This window comes from Flagellimonas aequoris, from assembly GCF_003584165.1.
GTDB lineage: Bacteria > Bacteroidota > Bacteroidia > Flavobacteriales > Flavobacteriaceae > Flagellimonas > Flagellimonas aequoris.
In genome coordinates this window covers 237256-257126 of sequence record NZ_QXFJ01000015.1, presented here as the reverse complement: position 1 = coordinate 257126, position 19871 = coordinate 237256, and the positions used below count along the sequence as shown (strand labels likewise).

Genomic DNA, 19871 nt, shown 5'->3' with positions numbered 1-19871 from the left:
ATTATTTTTAGTATGTTCAACAATAAAAATTGCGCCATGTTAAAGTCTTTACCCCACAGCAAAATCAAAATTTTTGCCACACCCGTTGTAGCCACTCTTTTGTTGGCTTCGTGCGGTACATACCAACAGTCTTCTTATTATGACGATGGCATCTATTCCAGTGGCAACCGAGTTGTCCAAGTTGAGAAAAGAAATCCCGAAGCGGTTCGGTACGAACAGCAGGAAAGCAATATGTATGGAGATTATTTCGGCGAAAAGGCAAATCAGTACGGTGAGATTCTGGACAGTGAGATTTTTACTGACGTCGACAGCTATTCCAGCAACATGGCCAACGACTCCATCCCTATGGGCAATGAAAATGATTATTTCGCCTATGATGACGAGTTCAACACCTATAATGGCAACCCTGGCTGGGGAGACAACCCGACCAGCCTAAGCATCAACGTTTATGATAACAGCTGGGGTTGGGCCGGTTACTATGGTTGGGGCTACCCTTATTACAACTGGTCATATGGATGGTATAACCCATACTATTCTTGGGGATGGTATAACCCATGGCGATACAACCGTTGGGGATGGGCCGGATACTATGGCTGGAGCTACCCTTACTACGGATGGGGGTATGCTGGCTATTATGGCTGGGGCGGCTATTACGGTTATTGGAACCGTCCCTACTATTACAACAACAGATACTACGGCAGAAATTATGCCTACATGTCCGGAAGAAGAGGCTATTCCAACAACTACAGTACTGGATTGGCCTCCAGAAGCAATCGAAGCACCAGTGCATACAGAACCAATAGTGGACGCTCCAATGCAACAGTGGCCAGAAACAATATGGCCAATAGAAGCGCCAGAAGCTACAGAAGTGGCTCTGCTGTTAGAAGGTCCGTAAGCGCAGATGCAGTGGCCAGGAACCAAAACTACCGAACCAGCAGGAGTACCCGTACTACACCAAGTTACAGTGGCACTTCAAGAACGTATCGTTCCTATGGAACTTCGCCTTCAACCAGAAGTAGTGGAACCTACAACAGGAGTAGTTCGGCAACCAGAAGCTATTCATCGCCAAGCTATAGTTCCGGCAGGAGTACAAGGAGTTACCAATCCTCTGGAAGGGCCGCTCCAAGGACCAGCAACTATAGTCGATCTTCAAGCAGTTCCAGAAGTTCAGGAACCTTCAGGAGTAGTGGAAGCAGTTCAAGGAGCTCGGGTAGTTATAGGAGCTCCGGTGGAAGTAGCTCAAGAAGCTCTGGCGGGGCTAGTAGATCTTCAGGGTCATCCAGATCTGGCAGAGGAGGTAGACCATAATTCCCAATAACATATCGCAAAATCTAAATCAAAGGAAATGAAAAGAATCTCAACTTTCATAATGGTATTGGCATGCGCCTTTGCAAGTGCGCAAACCATTGATGACGTGTTGCGCTATAGCACCGAAAATATGCAGGGAACCGCAAGGTTTCAGGCTATGGGTGGCGCATTTGGAGCCTTGGGCGGTGATTTTTCGGCCCTTAATGTGAACCCGGCCGGGTCGGCAGTCTTCAATTTTAGTGAAATAGGGGTCACCGGCTCAAACTACAACCGGAACAACGATGCCACCTTCGGTAACAGTATTAGCAACAATACCGACAATTCTCTGGAATTGAACCAAATGGGCGGTGTATTCGTATTCAAATCTAACAACAGTCCTTGGAAAAAAATTGCCTTGGCCTTCAATTATGATATGGTCCAGAATTTTGACAACGAATTCTATGCCAGGGGCAATACCCAAGTGGGCATCGACAACTACTTTCTGAACTTTGCACAGGGACAGGAATTGGGACCCCTTCGCGTACAGCAGGGGGAATACATTGAGGAAGCCTATTTGGATATCGGCTCCAGTTTGGGATATTCCGCGCAGCAGGCTTTTTTGGGCTTTCAGGCAGGGATCATTGAACCCACCGCAGATGATGATGCCAACACTTCCTACTTCTCAAATGCGGAATATGGCAGTGTGAACCAACAATATTTGCAGAACACCAGTGGATACAACAGCAAGTTCACCTTAAACTTTGCAAGTCAATATCAAGATGACCTATACATTGGGGCCAACTTGAACTTCCACAACGTGGTGTATGACCGAATCACCTATTTGGATGAGGACGGATATGATCAGGCCTCCCCTATCCAATTTACCTCTTTTGACAATCTATTGCACACCGAAGGTTATGGTTTTTCCTTTAGTTTGGGTGCCATTGCCAAATTGAACGAGAGTATCCGCGTGGGTGGTAGCTATCAGTCTCCAACATGGTACACTTTAACGGACGACACCTCACAACGTATCAACTCCACTTTGGCGGTTTCCGACATCGACTATATCAACTTCGGCATCGTAAACCTGTATGATGAATACAAAATAAAGACCCCTGAAAAATACACGGGTAGTCTCGCCATGGTGTTTGGCCAGGATGGCTTGATCAGTTTCGATTACAGCTATCAGGATATGTCCAAGGCTGAACTAAGGCCAACCTCAGACCCCAGTTTTTCTTCTGAAAATGCTTATATATCCAATGTCCTTGGCGCTGTGAATTCCTATCGTGTAGGTGGCGAGTATAGAATTGATGAGGTAAGCCTAAGGGCCGGTTACCGGTTTGAGAGCAGCCCTTATGAAAATGGTGACCTTGTGGGCGACCTCAACGGATTTTCGGCAGGTATAGGCTATAATTTTGGAGGAAGCCGTTTGGATCTGGCTTTTAGCAGAACGGAACAGGATGTGAATTCCTATTTCTTTGATGCTGGTATCGACAATGCTGCCATGGTCAACCAAATCAATACAAACATATCACTTGGTTACAGTGTGAAGTTTTAAAATAAAAAGATTGAAAAATTGAAGGCTGGAAGAAATTCCGGCCTTTTTTTATCGCACCAGGGAGAAGTGTCTGCGCACCTGCGTGGCCACGAGCACCCCTTCATCATCACGGTCGTAATCCAAACGGAACCAATAATCGGAAGAAGGCATTTCCCTCCCATTGAAAGTACCATCCCATCCAAAATTGAGGTCCATTTGCTTCAACAGCTTTCCATAACGATCAAAAATAAAGACCACGGGATTGCTGAGTTGTTCCACTCCATACACATTCCAATTATCGTGGACACCGTCACCGTTAGGCGTAAAGAATTTAGGATAGCCCACTATTAAAAACTCTATCGGTTCTGAGGTTCCACAGCCATTTTTATCGTTGATGATCACCGTATTCAAACCTGGGGGCACATCATAGAATATAGGGTCGTCCTGAAATTCACCACCGTTAATGGCATATTCATAATCCCCGTCTCCATCCGGAATAAACTCTACGTTATACGGATCGGTCTGATTGCTGTTCACAAAATCATCGAGCACATTGACCGTTAGGTTGGGAATGCCATAGAACGTAATCAATATATCATCCGTTATCGTATTCCCAAAAGTGGATTCTATGGTTACGCGATATCGACCTGAATTAGGGCTTGAAACCGTCAACTCGGTTTGACCGGCACCCGTTGCCAAAACTGTTTCATAGGTTCCATCATCATCCGCGTCATATTCCCAAGTAATGTTAGAAATATTGGGTCCCACAGGAGAGTTCAACGCGGACAAGGTAATATCCGGGTCGCCTTCACAGGCCACAATATCCAATCCCAAAAATTCATCACGAAGGGTACAATCCAAGGCCGTGTTCTGGTCATCATCCACAGAACTACCGGTAAAGGTCAAGATGAAAGACTCAGGGTCCTCATCAAAATTGGTGTTGTAATTGTTGATGTAGAGGTAGTAGATTTCCCCAGCGGTCACATCCAACCATTCATCATAGGTGTTCTGGCTGCTTTTTACAAAAGGGGCCCCTTCCCTACCATCAACAGGGTTTACGCCAATCCCGGTGAAGCCTGTATCATTGTATTCATAGTTGCATCGTATGGGTTGGGAAGTTCCATCCCCAATAATGGTACAATAATTCTGTCCTGTGGTTTCATCGTAGGGACCGTAAAGGGCAAAATCCCACTCGGCAGTAATGGTCCCCCCAGGAGTGGCGGGAAGCGCCTCGATATCAAAACCAATCTGGCCATCGGTTCCGGCCCTGAACACAAACCAACCTGTATTGTTCTCGATATTGGCCGAACTCACACTACCTTTCTCCAAACATCCGGTCTGGGTAATTACTTCGGGATCAAAATCATCGATATCACCACTACCATCGGTCACACCCATAATGGGAGCATCCGCACAAACAGGAATGGCCGTTCTACAATCCGGGGAGTTCTGCGCGCTCGCTGTAATGAAGGTCAAAAAGAAAATACAGATAGCGCTAAATAGGGCTCTCATAGAATTTTGGGGCTAAAAAGGTTATCCTACATAACCTCTATAACTCTACAAATGATGCGTTTAGTATACCTTCATCGAAAAAATATGCGGTTAATCGATGAAATGCACCAAACCTACCTTCTCAAGGAAAAATGACTTTGGAGATACTTGGCATAGGTACGGTTTCCATCCTCGCCGATATAGGACAATTTGAACCAATAATCCGTGGAGGGTAATGGCTTTCCATTGAAACTGCCGTCCCACCCGGGATCAAACTCGTTCATCTGTTTGATGAGCTTTCCGTAACGGTCGTAAATGGTGACAATGGGCGAATTCAAGGTGGAAAGGCCCTCAATCTGCCAGGTTTCATTAAGTACATCGCCATTGGGTGAAAAAATGGAAAGGAAACCTACAACGACAATCTCATCCTCCACTTCGCCACAACCGTACAAATCTCGCATATAGACTTTGTGGATGCCCGGGGCAACCCCTTCGAACACATTACTGGTCTGATAATCCCCATCACCCAAGCGAAATTCATATTCACCAAGGGCATCCGTATTGATCGTGACCGTATTGTTGGCGCTCATATCTTCAATATCGATACCGGAGATAACTGGCATTGTAGAAATAGAGACCGTTATTGTTTTACTGGATTCACAAACGGTTCCATTGGATGTATTGGTCACGGTCAAGGTATATTCCCCTTCTTGGGACACCACAATATTTGGGGTTTGTTCTCCTGTGCTCCAGGAATAGGTATAATTGGAATCCGGGTACATTTCCCCAATCGTAACACTCCCGACCGCCTCGCAGATAACAGCTTGATCGTCAAAGGTCAACTCTGGGGTTTCCACGGCATTCAACACAAAACTTTCAGAAGCATCAAAACATTTGGGATTGGCCAATGAGGTGGTCCTGACATAAATGGTTTCCTGCCCTGGATTTATCATATATGACCTTTCCAGCGGATTGATGCCGGATATGGCATCGGTTTGTGTATGGTGGTAGCTTACCATAAATTCAGAAGGATCTTGTCCGCCAAGTGCCTCCGAGTTCTTTGTTTCCAAATCAAAGACGATGCCCGAAGTTTGGCAAAAGGATTCATCCGCTAGGGTTCCTGTAGTGGGAACGGCATTAAAGCCAACCTGGACATCACTGATGATATTACCACTACCGGTTACCACTACAACCCTATATTGTCCTGAATCCAATACTTGATAATTGGCGGCGGAGGCCCCTGAAATCTGTTGGTAGCCATTTCCATGATCTACATACCAAGCATAGGAAGTGGCCCCTGAAGTGGTGGCATCCAAGATAACGGTTTCATTTTCGCAGGCCGCCACTGGAGGGCCCAAAAGATTGCTCACAATAGAGCAATCCAAGGCATCATAAGGGTGGCTTGCCCAAATATCGCCAGTAAACTGTATGGAAAAACCAGAGTTTACATTACTAAAATTATTGATGAACAGGTAATAGTCCTCACCCGCCTGCACTTGTAGCCAGTCTTCATAATGCACGGAATCCGCATTACCCGTTGGATCTTCCCCTACCCCAATAAAACTGACTCCCTCGCTGTTATCGAAGAAATTGCAACGAATGGGATCTCCCAGAGTATTGCAATCGGAAGCCTTATACAGGGCAAAATCCCAATCCTCATTATTGTTATGTCCAATATTGAATCCCAACTGTCCAGCAGCAGCAGTCCTGAATCGGTACCAGGCCGAATTGGACTCAATAGAACCAGAAACGGTTTGTTCCAAACAACCTGTGGTAGCTTCACCATAAAAATCATCGTTACCATAACCATTGGTACCCCCATTGATGGGCGTATTGTTGCAAATGGGAACGGCATCCGTACAATCCTGCGCAACCTGGGACTGCACAAATTGACAAATGAGTAAGAAGAATAAGGTCTTTACGACTGACTTTACCATAAAAGACTACAGGTTTGGGCATTATAAAAGTATTGCAGCATGTAGGTTAACAATAATTTATGTTGTCAAACAACCGATAGCAGATGTTAAATCATTCATTAGTGTTATCTTTGCTGTCTTGAAGAAACAGCTATGAAACTAGAGCGGGCTTTGGAAGAACAATATGAGGAAAGAGGCAACGACCATGTTGGCTCTTCAACGGAAACACCGATGAGGGAAGATGCTTTTGTGTTAAGCGATGAGGAAAAAATCGAACGCATTCAAAAAAGTGTCCGGGAAATTATGCTGACCCTGGGTCTGGACCTTGATGATGATAGCCTCAAGGGCACCCCAAAAAGGGTCGCCAAGATGTATGTGAAGGAAATTTTCGGTGGACTGCATCCAGACCGCAGACCTACATCATCCACCTTTGAGAACAAGTACAAGTATGGCGAAATGTTGGTGGAAAAGAACATTGTACTTTACTCTACTTGCGAACACCACCTACTGCCCATCGTAGGCCGCGCACACATTGCCTATATCTCCAACGGTACCGTGGTCGGACTTTCCAAAATGAACCGTATAGTGGATTATTATGCCAAACGCCCACAAGTTCAGGAACGTTTGAACATCCAAATCGTAAAGGAAATGCAGAAGGTTTTGGGAACAGAGGATGTGGCTTGTGTCATTGATGCCAAACACCTTTGTGTAAATTCCAGGGGAATCCGCGATATAGACAGTAGCACGGTTACCGCTGAATACGGCGGCAAGTTTAAGGATGAGGCTGTACGCAGGGAATTTTTGGATTACATCAACCTAGAAACCGAATTTTAAACCGAAACGTTTAAATGCAACCTTACAAACACCAACCATTACGCATCCATAATTCACTTACCGGAAAAAAAGAACCGTTCGAACCCATAAACGAAGGCTACATTGGCATGTATGTTTGTGGCCCCACGGTGTACAGCAACGTGCATTTGGGCAATTGCCGCACGTTCATGTCCTTTGATATGATCTTTAGGTATTTCAGGCATTTGGGATACAAGGTCCGCTATGTGCGCAACATTACCGATGCCGGACACTTGGAGAACGATGCCGACGAAGGGGAAGACAAGATTGCAAAAAAGGCAAAATTGGAGCAGATTGAACCCATGGAAGTGGTGCAACGCTATACCGTGGATTTTCACAATACGCTCCAAAAATTTAACCTGTTGCCCCCAAGTATAGAGCCCACGGCGACGGGACACATCATCGAGCAAATCGAAATCATCAAGGAAATCCTTGAAAAAGGATATGCCTATGAGGCAAATGGTTCTGTTTATTTTGATGTGGTCAAATTCAACAAAGACCATGAATACGGCAAATTGAGCGGTAGAAAGTTGGAGGATATGATCGCCAACACCCGTGAACTTACCGCCCAGGACGAAAAACGAAACCCACAGGATTTCGCCCTTTGGAAAAAAGCCGAGCCGCAACATATCATGAGGTGGCCTTCCCCTTGGGGTGATGGTTTCCCAGGCTGGCATTTGGAGTGCACGGCCATGAGCACCAAATACTTAGGAGAGACTTTTGATATTCATGGTGGCGGAATGGATTTGAAATTCCCGCACCACGAATGCGAGATTGCCCAAGCAGAAGCCAGCACGGGTAAATCACCAGTAAAATATTGGATGCATGCCAACATGCTGACTCTCAACGGGAAGAAAATGTCCAAATCTACAGGCAACAACATTTATCCATCAGAGATCTTTAGTGGTGAAAATACCATCTTGAGCAAGATTTATTCCCCCGCAGTGGTCCGCTTTTTCATGATGCAGGCCCATTATACCAGCATATTGGATTTGAGTGACGAGGCATTACAAGCTTCGGAGAAAGGGTACAATCGTTTGATGGAAGCTATTGGTAATCTAGAAAACTTGAAAACGGGAGCTACATCGGATTTTGATGTGGAGGCTTGGAAACAGAAGTGCTACGATGCCATGAACGACGATTTCAACACGCCGATCCTCATTGCTCACCTGTTCGATGCCGTGAAACACATCAACCTGATCAAGGAAGACCAGGAAACCATCACCGAAGGTGATAAAGTGCTTTTGGAAACTACTTTGAAGGCCTTTGTGTATGATGTACTAGGTGTGGAAAACCAAGCTTTGGCCCAGGATGATTCCAATGCCCTCAATGGGGTTATGGACCTTTTGATCCAAATTAGGAATCAGGCTCGTGCCAATAAAGATTTTGCTACTTCGGATAAGATTCGTGATGAGTTAGGGGCTTTGGGTATTCAATTAAAGGATGGCAAGGACGGCACAACGTTCACCCTCAATTGATGTCAATGAAGGGTATCGTCCATGAATTTGGATTGGTATTCCCCTGGTGATACATTTATTTTCCTTTTGAACAATCGGTTGAAGTACGAACGGTTTTCAAAACCGCATTCCAAGTAAATTTCCTTGATTTTTCGAGTAGGGTCTTTCAACAATTTAATGGCCAATTTGATACGTTCGCTGTTGATATAGTCTATTGGAGTAATACCCAACTCTTCCTTAAAGGTCTTATGAAAGTGGGACTCGCTCATGCAGGCCTTTTTGCTCAGGTCACTTACCGAAATGGGTTCATCTAAATGCGCTCCTATGTATTCGATTACATAGGCCAACCTATTATGGGACCCCAACTTGGAGGCATGTTCCATATAGGTCTCCCTTGCATTTCCTTGCAGGATACGAATGATGAGTTCCTGAAGCATATTGTCCACAAAAAAGTCCTTGGAAGGATGGTTTTCCGTGAAGAGATATAACAACCGTTGGATGATACCATAAATACTGGCATCATTGGTAAAATGATAATTGTAATCTATCAAAGTCCATTCTGAGCCATCATGTTTGGGCATTTCCTCGTTCATCAAATTGATGACCTTATTGATCTTTTCATCGGAAATGGCCATGGCCAGACACCGTGTGGGATTATCTTGGTTCGCTTCTGGAAAGTCAATACACATGACTTCATTGGAAGGCAAGATCAAGGATTCTCCCGGTAAAAAATCAAAAGCTTTTTTATCCCGAAGGTGCATCACCTTTTTACCAATGAGCATGGAAGCCAGTACGGGTTGGTCAAACTGCAGCATCACGCGTTCCGCTTGAAGATGGGTCTCGAACACGTGCATGGCCGCATTGTTCAAGGTGTATGAAGTTTGGTTTTCCACCAAATGTTCAAGCTTGCGTTCCTTAAAAAACTTATCTGAAAGCTGCATACAAAATATTTACTCCTTAATATATTATATAAATCATTATTAAATATAAAAATTATCTTATCGAATATTGTTAAAAATATAAAAACAAAGAGGATTGGTCATATCAATAATAGAATACGTCAGATGTACGGGGCACAAAATCAATACTTTTAAAATCAGTCAGTTGGACCTACACGGTCCATCACATAAAAATTAACGTTAACAACTAAAAGTACGTATTATGAGCAATGTGCAAACCACGGAACGTAGTGTCTTGGACAAACCCAAGTTCAAAGACCAGTATGAAAATTACATTGGAGGGAAATGGACCCCACCCACCAAAGGAGAATATTTTGATAACATATCTCCCGTAGACGGCAACGCCTTTACCAAGATTGCCCGATCCACCTCGGAAGATATCGACAAGGCCATTGACGCAGCTTGGGCCGCTGCGCCACAATGGAACAACTCATCGGCAACCTATAGGAGTAACCTACTACTCAAGATTGCCGATCGTATGGAACAAAACCTTGAGGTTTTGGCCCGGGCCGAAACTTGGGATAACGGCAAGCCCATCCGCGAGACACGTGCTGCCGACCTTCCATTGGCCATAGATCATTTTAGGTATTTTGCCGGGGTTATCCGTGCCGAAGAAGGTTCTGTGAGCGAATTGGATTCCAATACGGTTTCCATGAACGTGTTGGAGCCTCTTGGTGTAGTCGGTCAGATCATTCCATGGAACTTCCCATTGTTGATGGCCGCATGGAAAATTGCCCCTGCCCTGGCCGCAGGAAACTGCGTGGTTTTGAAACCCGCAGAGCAGACCCCAGTGGGTATTTTGGTATTGATGGAATTGATCGAGGACATCCTTCCTGCAGGCGTACTCAACGTAGTGAACGGTTTCGGTCTGGAAGCCGGGAAACCATTGGCCTCAAGCCCAAGGATCAACAAAATAGCTTTTACCGGGGAAACCACCACAGGACAGTTGATCATGCAGTACGCATCTAAAAACATCATCCCTGTTACGTTGGAATTGGGGGGTAAATCTCCCAACATCTTCTTTGAAAGCGTGATGGATGCCGATGATGAATTTTTTGACAAGTGTTTGGAAGGTGCCGTGATGTTCGCCTTGAACCAAGGTGAAGTATGTACCTGCCCTTCCAGGATCTTGGTACAGGAAAGTATTTACGACAAGTTCATGGAGCGCGTGGTGGAACGCACCAAAGCGGTAAAATTGGGCCACCCCCTTGATCCAAACACCATGATGGGAGCACAGGCTTCCAACGACCAATATGAAAAAATCCTGAACTACATCCAAATAGGAAAAGAAGAAGGATGTAAGGTACTTGCTGGAGGTGAGGCAGCTTATAACGAAGGCTTGGAAGGCGGATATTACATTCAGCCCACTATTCTGGAAGGAAACAACAAAATGCGCGTGTTCCAAGAAGAGATTTTTGGTCCCGTGGTTTGTGTGACTACCTTTAAAGACGAAGCCGAAGCCTTGGAAATAGCCAACGACACTCTTTACGGTCTTGGCGCCGGGGTTTGGACGCGCGACATGCACCAAGCTTATAAGATTTCAAGACAGGTACAGGCCGGTAGGGTTTGGGTGAACTGTTATCACGCCTATCCTGCCCATGCACCATTCGGTGGTTACAAAAAGTCAGGTATTGGTAGGGAAACACACAAAATGATGCTCAATCACTACAGACAGACCAAGAACATGTTGATTTCCTACGACAAAAACAAGTTGGGCTTTTTCTAAAAACAAGCATATGACAGAACGTGTATTGGTAACGGACCGGGCCACAAAAATCATCGACCAGTTGAGGGAAAGACATGGCGAACTCATGTTCCATCAAAGTGGCGGGTGTTGTGATGGCTCATCTCCCATGTGTTTTCCGAAGGGAGAATTGATGCTCAACGAAACAGATGTGAAATTGGGAACTATTCACGGTTGCCATTTTTACATGAGCAAAGATCAGTTCGAATATTGGAAGCACACCCAACTTACGGTGGACATCACCACGGGAAGAGGTTCCAGTTTCAGTTTGGAGATTCCTTTGGGATTGCGTTTTGTCATCAAGTCACGACTGTTTACGGATGAGGAGCGGGAACATCTCGAACCCGTGGAATATGCATCCGAAGAAGCATAGATTTAGCCCCGACTTTGTCGGGGCTTTTTTTTACCTTGTATCCTCTTACCGAGTTTTTCATGAAGAAAATTTTGATAGCGCCGTTTATTCTATTGGTCAAATTCTACCAATACCTTATTTCGCCCATGTTTCCCGCAACGTGTCGCTACACCCCTACCTGTTCTCAATACACATTGGAAGCCTTAAAAAAACATGGATTGTTCAAAGGGGGTTGGTTGTCCATCAAGCGGATAGCAAGCTGTAATCCATGGGGAGGTAGCGGTTACGATCCAGTGCCATAAACCCAAGGTATCAGAATGGTTATATTTCGGTAACCCTAGCCAAAAATTCCTTAATCGCACCCATCAACCATCCAAAGTAGTTATATTAGTCCAAAATTTATTTAGATGTATTTCCTTGGATTTGATTGGAACCCCGAAGGAACCCTTTTTAAGTTGGGTTTCATACAAATAAAGTATTACAATCTGCTCTGGATCGCGGCCTTTGTGGTGGGTTGGTTCCTCATGAAGAAAATCTTCCAGAATGAAAAGAAATCCATGGAAAAGCTGGATTCCCTTTTCATCTACACGGTGGTTTCCATCATGTTGGGCGCTCGTTTGGGCCATGTCTTCTTCTATGATTGGGAGTATTACCAAAACCATTTGGTGGAAATATTGCTTCCTATCCGTGAAAGTGCCAACGGTAATCTCTTTGGAATCATCAACGGATATGAGTTCACCGGATTTACCGGATTGGCCAGCCATGGGGCCACTATTGCTGCCATTATTGGTATGTGGCTGTATTGCAGAAAATGGAAGGATATTAAAATGCTCTGGTTGTTGGACCGATTGGTGATTCCATCGGCCATTGGCGCCTGTTTTGTGCGATTGGGCAATTTTTTCAATTCGGAGATTAATGGAAAGGTGGTTGACAAATCCTATTTTTTGGCCACACGTTTTATCCGTGATTCGGACGATATGCCTGCCTACAAGGCCATGGCATTGACCAAGCAACAAACTGAAAATGCTGCGTACAAGGCCATTCAGCACAACCCTGAATTTTCCAATATACTGGAATCCATCCCCTATCGCCATCCAGCACAATTGTACGAGGCCATCTGTTACATCTTTGTTTTCATTATCCTGTACCAACTGTACTGGAAAACCAATAAAAAGGACAAACCCGGATACCTTTTCGGAATGTTCATGGCCCTGTTGTTCATCGTCCGTTTTGTGGTGGAGTTCTTCAAGAAAAGCCAAGGTGGTTTTGAGGATTCCTTGGGAGATGTGCTCACCACGGGACAATGGCTCAGCATCCCAATGATCATTATCGGCTTGTACTTCATGTTCAGGCCAACCCTTGAAAAAGAATAAACTATGCTTATTTTTAAAAGATTGCTTTTGATTTTCCTATTGGTCCTTGCTTCTTGCAAGACCGATTCCAAAAAGGAAATCAAAACCGATACCATCGCGTTTACCAAAGAAGGAAACCTATCCATTTGGAAAATGCAATCCGACTCCACCAAGGTTGATTTGGACATTGAGATAGCCGAGACCGAATACGAAACCCAAACCGGGCTGATGTACCGCCCCTCCATGGAGAAAAGTCAGGGCATGCTTTTTATTTTTCCGAATGTGGGCGCGCGTTCCTTTTATATGAAGAATACCGAGTTCCCGTTGGACATCATCTATATTGGTGAAAATCAAAAAATTGTAAGTTTTCAGAAGAACGCGAAGCCTTATGATGAAACCAGTCTACCATCCGATTTGCCAGCCAAATATGTATTGGAAATTAATGCAGGGCTCTCGGACCAATGGGGCCTTCAAGTAGGCGACAGCATTTCCTACACCCGAAACTAATGCCCAAATACCTACTGGAAAACGAATCTACTGACCGACTACTTTTTAGAAGGTTGCAGGAGTCGGATTTCAACGATTGGCTTCCCTTTTATTTCAATCCCCGATCCACTCAATTTTGGGAAGGATTGCCAACCGATCCCATGGAAGCTTGTCAAACACAATTTGATCGTATTTTTGAACGGTATGAAAAGGATTTAGGCGGCATGAATGCGCTCATCCAAAAAGAATCAGGAAAATTGGTAGGTATTTGTGGTCTTTTGGTTCAAGAGGTCGACAACATCCAAGAACTGGAAATAGGATATTCCATACTCCCTGAATTCTGGTTACAGGGATTTGCCTTTGAAGCTGCCCAAAAATGCAAGGAATTCGCGTTCGAGAACCATTTTTCGGGCTCACTGATCTCCATTATCCATGTAAACAATATTCCCTCTCAAAAAGTGGCCCTCAAAAATGGGATGTTTTTGGATAAAACCACGATCTATAAGGACAATCCAGTCCATATTTTTCGGGTAAACCAAGGATAATCGTAATTTTGGGTTTTTAGTGCCCGCTTCATGGATCAACCCAAAATCTACGCTATCCTTACCAACAATACCTCTACTACCCAAGATTTGGTTCAGGAGCTATTACATCAAAAACCCATTTCACAACTTCAGGAACTATCAACCTTAAATGGTCTGCTTTTCTCCCGTTCCGAGATTGACCGGTTTATGGATGAGGAAGAAAGACATGATATTAAAATATTGACCAAGGATAGGCCGCAATCCCTCAAGACCATGAGCAGCGGGGAGCAAAAAAAGGCCCTGCTCAACCATTTGTTACTGCAAAATCCTGACTTTTTGGTGCTCATCAATCCTTACGACAACTTGGATGTGGCCACCCAGGCAAGCTTAAAGGAGCGCCTGTGCGAAATAGGCAACTCGCGAATTCTGGTGCAAATGGTAAGCCGTTTGGACGATATTTTACCGATTACCACACATTTCCTAAAATTGGAAGGCAATTCCCTAAAAACCTACCCATCACCAGAAGCGTTCTGGAGCGAGAACAGACAAGATAGTGTTATTTTTGAAGGTAGTATTCCGCCTCCCATTGACGTTTTGGAGTGCAACCTCCCCGATTTAGTCGTGATGAAAAATGTTTCTGTGAGCTTTGATGGGCGACCAGTGCTGAACCATATTGACTGGACCATAGGGCAAGGGGAGTTTTGGCAATTGATCGGCCCCAATGGTAGTGGAAAATCCACCATACTCTCCATGATAACCGGTGATAGTCATAAAGGATACGGGCAAGACCTCACCTTGTTTGGACAAAAAAAGGGAAGCGGGGAAAGTGTTTGGGACCTGAAGCAAAAAATTGGTTATTACACTCCTGCTGTCACGGATAAGTTCAGGGGCTACCACAGTTTGGAGAATATGATCATTTCAGGACTCCATGACTCCATTGGGTTATACGTACAGCCGACCGATATAGAGAAAAACTTGGCACATCAATGGTTGAAACTCTTGAACCTTTACGATAAAAGAGAGGATTATTTCCGAGATCTTTCCGTTGGGGACAAAAGATTGGTCATGGTAGCCCGGGCCATGGTAAAACACCCTCCTCTTCTGATCTTGGACGAACCCACAGCAGGTCTGGACGATGCGAGCGCTTCCCTTTTTGTGGCCTTGGTCAACAAAATAGCAGCCGAAAGTGATTCTGCCATTGTCTTCGTTTCGCACAGGAAAGAGCCCCAATTGGACCCTCAATATATTTTTGAGCTCCATCCGTCCGAAGAAGGATCAATCGGCTCCATAAAACAATAGTAAACACTTCAAAAACAGCATCTTACTAAAATTTGCTATTTTTTGCTATCTTATAGGGAATTCAACTATTCACCATACCCTTCCATGCAAAAAATCAACGTTAAACCCGGCGCCAAAATTGAAGATTATAAGGCGTACGGCTCTCTGTATTCCTCGGTCCTCGACTTTTTGGAACAAGCCAAGGAACCCATAGCATCCCTAAAAGGTAAAACCATTTGGATGATTAATTCAACCGCCTTGGGCGGTGGTGTTGCCGAGATGTTGCCCAGCCAAATGCGAATTTTACGGGAACTCGGAGTGTCCATTGAGTGGCTCGTCATCGAGGCTAGGGAAAAAGCATTCTTTGATATCACCAAACGCATCCACAATGCCATACATGGAAGCGGAAATGGTATTTTTACGGTAGAGGACAGACAAGTATACGAAGCTGTCAACAGAAATAATCTACCCAAGGCTCTGGAACTAATCAATGATGGGGATATTGTAGTGGTCCACGACCCACAACCCATGCCCTTGGCTTCCATGATCAAAAAAGAGAGAAAAGTTTCCATTATTTGGCGATGCCATATCGGATTGGAAGAGGATACCGAGATAACCGATGCCGTGTGGGAGTTCCTAAGTCCCTACACCGACGATTACGACCATTTTGTGTTTAGTTTACCCGCTTATGTCCCCAAACCGTTAAAGAAAAGAACCTCCATCATTCCTCCTGCCATTGACCCCTTAAGTCACAAAAACAGGGAATTACAATTGCACAAATGCATTGGTATTTTATATCAATCTGGGGTACTGGACGACCATAAGGCCATTCTTTATGATCGATACAAATATTTGGTACGAAAAATAATGCCGGATGGTTCCTTTGACCTGTTAAGGGCCGATGAAAACTTGGACCTTATTTATCGGCCCATAGTGATGGAAATATCAAGATGGGACCGCCTTAAAGGTTTTAAGGAACTTATGGATGCCTTTATTAAAATGAAACTGGACAACCGCAAAAATGGAGATCCGGATAGTTTGGAGTACAAACGTATTGAGATGACGCTTTTAGTGATGGGCGGACCTGACCCTGATTTTGTTTCCGATGACCCAGAGGGGCAGGAAGTACTCAATGAACTCACGGAAGCCTATAAAAAAGTGGACCGTAATTTACAGAAGGATATTGCTATTCTCTTATTACCGTTGGACAATCCCAAGGAAAATGCACTCATCGTCAATGCCTTACAACGTACTTCGAGCATTATTGTGCAAAATTCCATTCAAGAAGGTTTTGGACTCACGGCCACGGAAGCCATGTGGAAGAGAAAACCTGTACTGGTTTCAGGTGCTGCCGGGTTGAAATTTCAAGTAGTCCATAACAAAACAGGGCAGATCAATGAAGACCCAACGGATATTGAACAACTTTCCAAAACATTGACTTACATGTTGAACCATACAAAAGATAGGGACAAATGGGGGTTCAATGGACAATTAAGGGTCATCCAAAACTTTACATTGTTCAGTCAATTGATTGGCTGGCTTGAAGTTTTGGCCAACAATAAAGTATAATACCGATCAACGAAAAAATAAAGGGCCACTTGTGCATGTGGCCCTTTACTTGGTGTAATCTAAAAACTTAAACTATGCTCCTGTAGCAGCAGCAATTTTCTTCTTGAGTGCATCGAACATCAATGGAGTAGCCACGAATATCGAAGAATACGTACCCACAACCACACCAATGATCATGGCGAACATGAATCCGCGTAGGCTTTCACCTCCAAAAACGAAGATGGCCAACAATACGATCAATGTAGTCAATGAGGTATTCAATGTACGGCTCAATGTACTGTTCAAGGCTTCATTTATATTTTCCCCACCTTTTAAACCTTTGATATTGGTTATTTCACGGATACGGTCGAACACTACCACGGTATCGTTCAACGAGTAACCGATTACTGTCAATATCGCAGCAATAAAGGCTTGGTCAATTTCCATGTTAAAGGGCATGATCTTTCCTGTTAAAGAGAAGATACCCAACACGATCATCACATCGTGGAAAACCGCAACAACGGCACCCAACGAGAATTGCCATTTTCTAAATCGAAGCAAGATGTAAAGGAACACCACAGCCAAAGATCCCAAAATGGCCAAGAAAGCATTTTTCTTGATATCGTCCGCAATGGTAGGTCCTACCTTCACGGATTGCAAGATACCGATTGACTTTTCAGAGGCACCTACGGTAAAGTCTTCAAAAGAAGTTCCATCCGGAAGATATTTCTGTAAAGTGGTATATAATTTAGTTTGGATTTCATTATCGACTTCCACGCCTTCCTCATCTACTTTATACGGAGTGGTGACCTTGATTTGGTTGGCATCCCCAAATGTCTTCACACTGGTTCCGCTACCGAACACATCGTTCAACTCAGAAGCGATCTCTGATGGGTTTACTACTTTTTCAAAACGGATTTGGTAGGAACGCCCACCAATGAAATCAACCCCTTGCTGAAGCTTGAGAGTAAACAGAGAGAAAACACTCACCGCTACTAAGATTCCAGATAGCACATATGCAATCTTACGTTTTGCCAAGAAATCGATGTTCACGTTTTTGAACAGGTTCTTGGTGATACCTGTGGTGAAATCCAATCTTCTACCTTTTTTGGCCGTGTAAGAGTCGATCATCAAACGGGTTACAAAAATGGCCGTGAACAATGACGTTACGATACCGATCAAAAGAGTGGTCGCAAATCCTTTAATAGGTCCAGAACCGAATATAAAGAGAATGATAGCGGTCAGACCTGTGGTGATGTTGGCATCCAAAATGGAGGAAAGTGCATTTCCAAAACCATCAGCAATGGCTTGGGCCTTCCCTTTTCCTTTGGCCAATTCTTCCTTAATACGCTCATAGATCAATACGTTGGCATCCACGGACATACCAATGGTCAACACGATACCGGCAATACCTGGCAATGTCAGTACAGCTCCCAAGCTGGTCAGTACACCAAAAATCAACAAGATATTGAAAATCAATGCTATATCAGCAAAAACTCCCGCTTTACCATAGTAGAAAATCATCCACAGCAAAACAAAAACCATGGCTATGGCAAAAGACATAAAACCACTATCAATGGCCTCTTGCCCCAATGATGGACCTACTACTTCAGATTGGATGATCTCTGCAGATGCAGGTAGTTTACCAGCACGCAACACGTTGGCAATATCCTTGGTCTCGTTTACGGTAAAGGTACCGGTAATCTCTGAACGGCCTCCTGAAATGGGTCCTGTAGAAACCCCAGGAGCAGTATATACCTTATTATCCAATACAATGGCGATACCCGTCTGGTTGTTATAGGCATCCCCTGTCAGTTTTTCCCATTCCTTGGCCCCACGGGTGTTCATGGTCATGCTTACCGCAGGCTTATTGAACTGGTCAAAGGTATCCTGTGCGTCTGAAACCACGTCCCCGCTGATCCTGGGCACTCCATCTCTATTGGATTTAAGGGCGTACAATTCCACCACTTCCACATCCTTGGCAGCTCTTTCCCAAAGGAATTTGGTGAATTGGATATCGTTGGGCAACAATCTCTTGATCTCTGGCATTCTTAGGTAACCGCCAATTTCAGCAGTATCACTCACCATGGCCCTTGCGATGGCATGGCTACCGGGGTTGGCCGGAATAAGTTTGCCCAATAGCGGGTTGGCCTCTTGGGTCATGTCCAATGAATCTTGGGCCACATCCGAAAGCAATGAGTCAATTTCAGACTCAGGCTTGGATACTTCTTCCTTAGCTTGTTCAGGCTTCAAGATTTCCTTCAATCTTTCATTGGCGTTCACCAAGAAGGTTCCCAAACTCTGGTTATTCTGAGAATAGGTTTCCCAAAATTCCAATTGTGCCGTACTGGAAAGTAGTTCTTGGGCACGGGCAATATCCCTAGCTCCTGGAAGTTCCACCAAAATACGTCCTGAGTTTCCTTCCCTTTGGATGTTGGGCTGGGTTACCCCAAAACCATCGATACGCTCACGAAGTACTTCAAATGCAGAAACAATGGACTCGTCGATTTTCTTCCTGATGATAGGTTTTACCTCATCATCCGACATTTGGAAATTGATGTCGTCGCTCAGGCCCTTATTGGCAAAAATATCAGGTGAGGCCAATTTGGTATCTCCCTTAATATTGTCAAAAGCTTCAAAGAAAAGCTCCAAATAGGTTTGATCACTACTCTTGGATGCATTGTCGGCATCAGCCAAAGCTTTGTTGAACACAGGGTTTTTGGTATTGTTGGCCAATCCCTTCAAAATATCCTTTACGGAAATCTGCAAGGTAACATTGATCCCTCCCTTCAAGTCAAGACCTTTGTTCAACTCTTTTTTCTTGGCATCTTCATAGCTCGTAAAGCCCAATACAGTGTTGTCACCGATGGAATCCAAATACGATGCCTCTAAAGCTTCACGCTTGGCCACATAATCATCCTCAGCTTCCGAAATTCGGCTAACTGCGTAAGCCTCAGCATCTTTTTCCAACTTACTAGCGATGAAGGTATAGGATAACTGATAAATGCTCACCAAGCCAAAAAGGATAGCGAAAAGCCTTATAAGTCCTTTATTTTGCATTGATTATTAAATTTTTAGAAGTTTTCTT

Annotated in this window: 16 protein-coding genes; 12 read left to right on the top strand and 4 right to left on the bottom strand. The window is 44.4% G+C overall.

What is annotated here, in order from left to right:
• The first annotated feature begins 36 nt into the window (after positions 1 to 36).
• Both D2U88_RS19400 and D2U88_RS06780 read left to right on the top strand, forming a co-directional pair.
• The gene (locus tag D2U88_RS19400; RefSeq protein ID WP_147378544.1) at positions 37 to 1308 is read left to right on the top strand and encodes a hypothetical protein; all 1272 of its coding nucleotides are present in this window, start codon (positions 37 to 39) and stop codon (positions 1306 to 1308) included.
• 37 nt (positions 1309 to 1345) lie between these two features.
• A complete protein-coding gene (locus D2U88_RS06780) occupies positions 1346 to 2845 on the top strand; it encodes an OmpP1/FadL family transporter (protein ID WP_119639557.1) in 1500 nt (499 codons plus the stop codon).
• Positions 2846 to 2893: 48 nt separating this feature from the next.
• On the opposite strand, the gene D2U88_RS06775 is transcribed toward D2U88_RS06780, so the two are convergent.
• Together D2U88_RS06775 and D2U88_RS06770 are read right to left on the bottom strand one after the other, a co-directional pair.
• Entirely contained in the window at positions 2894 to 4336 is a 1443-nt protein-coding gene (locus D2U88_RS06775) for a T9SS type B sorting domain-containing protein (protein ID WP_119639555.1), read from the bottom strand.
• A gap of 113 nt (positions 4337 to 4449) precedes the next feature.
• Positions 4450 to 6252, bottom strand: coding sequence for a T9SS type B sorting domain-containing protein (locus tag D2U88_RS06770; RefSeq protein WP_119639553.1), 1803 nt, complete (start codon positions 6250 to 6252; stop codon positions 4450 to 4452).
• Between the two features lie 132 nt (positions 6253 to 6384).
• Here D2U88_RS06770 and folE point away from each other — a divergent pair, with 132 nt between their 5' ends.
• On the top strand, positions 6385 to 7065 hold the full coding sequence (gene folE / locus D2U88_RS06765; protein WP_119639551.1) for a GTP cyclohydrolase I FolE: 681 nt from the start codon (positions 6385 to 6387) through the stop codon (positions 7063 to 7065).
• A 14-nt stretch (positions 7066 to 7079) separates the two neighbouring features.
• Positions 7080 to 8561: a cysteine--tRNA ligase gene (gene cysS, locus D2U88_RS06760; RefSeq protein WP_119639550.1), complete on the top strand. Its 1482-nt coding sequence runs from the start codon at positions 7080 to 7082 to the stop codon at positions 8559 to 8561.
• 2 nt (positions 8562 to 8563) lie between these two features.
• Here cysS and D2U88_RS06755 read toward each other — a convergent pair whose 3' ends face one another.
• Positions 8564 to 9481 carry an AraC family transcriptional regulator gene (locus tag D2U88_RS06755; RefSeq protein ID WP_119639548.1) on the bottom strand — a complete coding sequence of 306 codons (918 nt, stop codon included), beginning with the start codon at positions 9479 to 9481 and terminating at the stop codon, positions 8564 to 8566.
• A gap of 220 nt (positions 9482 to 9701) precedes the next feature.
• Between D2U88_RS06755 and exaC the strand changes: the two genes are divergently transcribed.
• The 8 genes from exaC to D2U88_RS06715 all read left to right on the top strand — a co-directional run bounded on the left by exaC (position 9702) and on the right by D2U88_RS06715 (position 16804).
• Positions 9702 to 11225, top strand: a complete 1524-nt coding sequence (exaC, locus tag D2U88_RS06750) for an acetaldehyde dehydrogenase ExaC (protein ID WP_119639546.1) — start codon at positions 9702 to 9704, stop codon at positions 11223 to 11225.
• 10 nt (positions 11226 to 11235) lie between these two features.
• Positions 11236 to 11616 (top strand): DUF779 domain-containing protein, encoded by a 381-nt coding sequence (locus tag D2U88_RS06745; protein ID WP_119639542.1) that lies wholly within the window; start codon positions 11236 to 11238, stop codon positions 11614 to 11616.
• A 59-nt stretch (positions 11617 to 11675) separates the two neighbouring features.
• Positions 11676 to 11897: a membrane protein insertion efficiency factor YidD gene (yidD, locus tag D2U88_RS06740; RefSeq protein WP_119639540.1), complete on the top strand. Its 222-nt coding sequence runs from the start codon at positions 11676 to 11678 to the stop codon at positions 11895 to 11897.
• Positions 11898 to 12002: 105 nt separating this feature from the next.
• The gene (gene lgt, locus D2U88_RS06735; protein ID WP_119639539.1) at positions 12003 to 12968 is read left to right on the top strand and encodes a prolipoprotein diacylglyceryl transferase; all 966 of its coding nucleotides are present in this window, start codon (positions 12003 to 12005) and stop codon (positions 12966 to 12968) included.
• Positions 12969 to 12971: 3 nt separating this feature from the next.
• On the top strand, positions 12972 to 13454 hold the full coding sequence (locus D2U88_RS06730) for a DUF192 domain-containing protein (RefSeq protein ID WP_119639537.1): 483 nt from the start codon (positions 12972 to 12974) through the stop codon (positions 13452 to 13454).
• Positions 13454 to 13978: a GNAT family N-acetyltransferase gene (locus tag D2U88_RS06725; RefSeq protein ID WP_119639535.1), complete on the top strand. Its 525-nt coding sequence runs from the start codon at positions 13454 to 13456 to the stop codon at positions 13976 to 13978. The genes D2U88_RS06730 and D2U88_RS06725 overlap by 1 nt, the downstream gene beginning before the upstream one ends.
• Before the next feature lie 30 nt (positions 13979 to 14008).
• A complete protein-coding gene (locus D2U88_RS06720; RefSeq protein ID WP_119639534.1) occupies positions 14009 to 15256 on the top strand; it encodes an ATP-binding cassette domain-containing protein in 1248 nt (415 codons plus the stop codon).
• Positions 15257 to 15340: 84 nt separating this feature from the next.
• Complete coding sequence (locus D2U88_RS06715) at positions 15341 to 16804, top strand: glycosyltransferase (RefSeq protein ID WP_119639670.1); 1464 nt, start codon at positions 15341 to 15343, stop codon at positions 16802 to 16804.
• A gap of 72 nt (positions 16805 to 16876) precedes the next feature.
• Here D2U88_RS06715 and secDF read toward each other — a convergent pair whose 3' ends face one another.
• On the bottom strand, positions 16877 to 19843 hold the full coding sequence (secDF, locus tag D2U88_RS06710; protein WP_119639532.1) for a protein translocase subunit SecDF: 2967 nt from the start codon (positions 19841 to 19843) through the stop codon (positions 16877 to 16879).
• Positions 19844 to 19871: the final 28 nt, after the last annotated feature.

Coding starts and splice junctions, on each gene's coding strand:
- D2U88_RS06775 (WP_119639555.1), bottom strand. CDS start 4,336: ATGAGAGCCCTATTTAGCGCTATCTGTATTTTCTTTTTGACCTTCATT.
- D2U88_RS06720 (WP_119639534.1), top strand. CDS start 14,009: ATGGATCAACCCAAAATCTACGCTATCCTTACCAACAATACCTCTACT.
- D2U88_RS19400 (WP_147378544.1), top strand. CDS start 37: ATGTTAAAGTCTTTACCCCACAGCAAAATCAAAATTTTTGCCACACCC.
- D2U88_RS06715 (WP_119639670.1), top strand. CDS start 15,341: ATGCAAAAAATCAACGTTAAACCCGGCGCCAAAATTGAAGATTATAAG.
- yidD (WP_119639540.1), top strand. CDS start 11,676: ATGAAGAAAATTTTGATAGCGCCGTTTATTCTATTGGTCAAATTCTAC.
- exaC (WP_119639546.1), top strand. CDS start 9,702: ATGAGCAATGTGCAAACCACGGAACGTAGTGTCTTGGACAAACCCAAG.
- D2U88_RS06730 (WP_119639537.1), top strand. CDS start 12,972: ATGCTTATTTTTAAAAGATTGCTTTTGATTTTCCTATTGGTCCTTGCT.
- D2U88_RS06770 (WP_119639553.1), bottom strand. CDS start 6,252: ATGGTAAAGTCAGTCGTAAAGACCTTATTCTTCTTACTCATTTGTCAA.
- cysS (WP_119639550.1), top strand. CDS start 7,080: ATGCAACCTTACAAACACCAACCATTACGCATCCATAATTCACTTACC.
- D2U88_RS06725 (WP_119639535.1), top strand. CDS start 13,454: ATGCCCAAATACCTACTGGAAAACGAATCTACTGACCGACTACTTTTT.
- D2U88_RS06755 (WP_119639548.1), bottom strand. CDS start 9,481: ATGCAGCTTTCAGATAAGTTTTTTAAGGAACGCAAGCTTGAACATTTG.
- secDF (WP_119639532.1), bottom strand. CDS start 19,843: ATGCAAAATAAAGGACTTATAAGGCTTTTCGCTATCCTTTTTGGCTTG.
- folE (WP_119639551.1), top strand. CDS start 6,385: ATGAAACTAGAGCGGGCTTTGGAAGAACAATATGAGGAAAGAGGCAAC.
- D2U88_RS06780 (WP_119639557.1), top strand. CDS start 1,346: ATGAAAAGAATCTCAACTTTCATAATGGTATTGGCATGCGCCTTTGCA.
- lgt (WP_119639539.1), top strand. CDS start 12,003: ATGTATTTCCTTGGATTTGATTGGAACCCCGAAGGAACCCTTTTTAAG.
- D2U88_RS06745 (WP_119639542.1), top strand. CDS start 11,236: ATGACAGAACGTGTATTGGTAACGGACCGGGCCACAAAAATCATCGAC.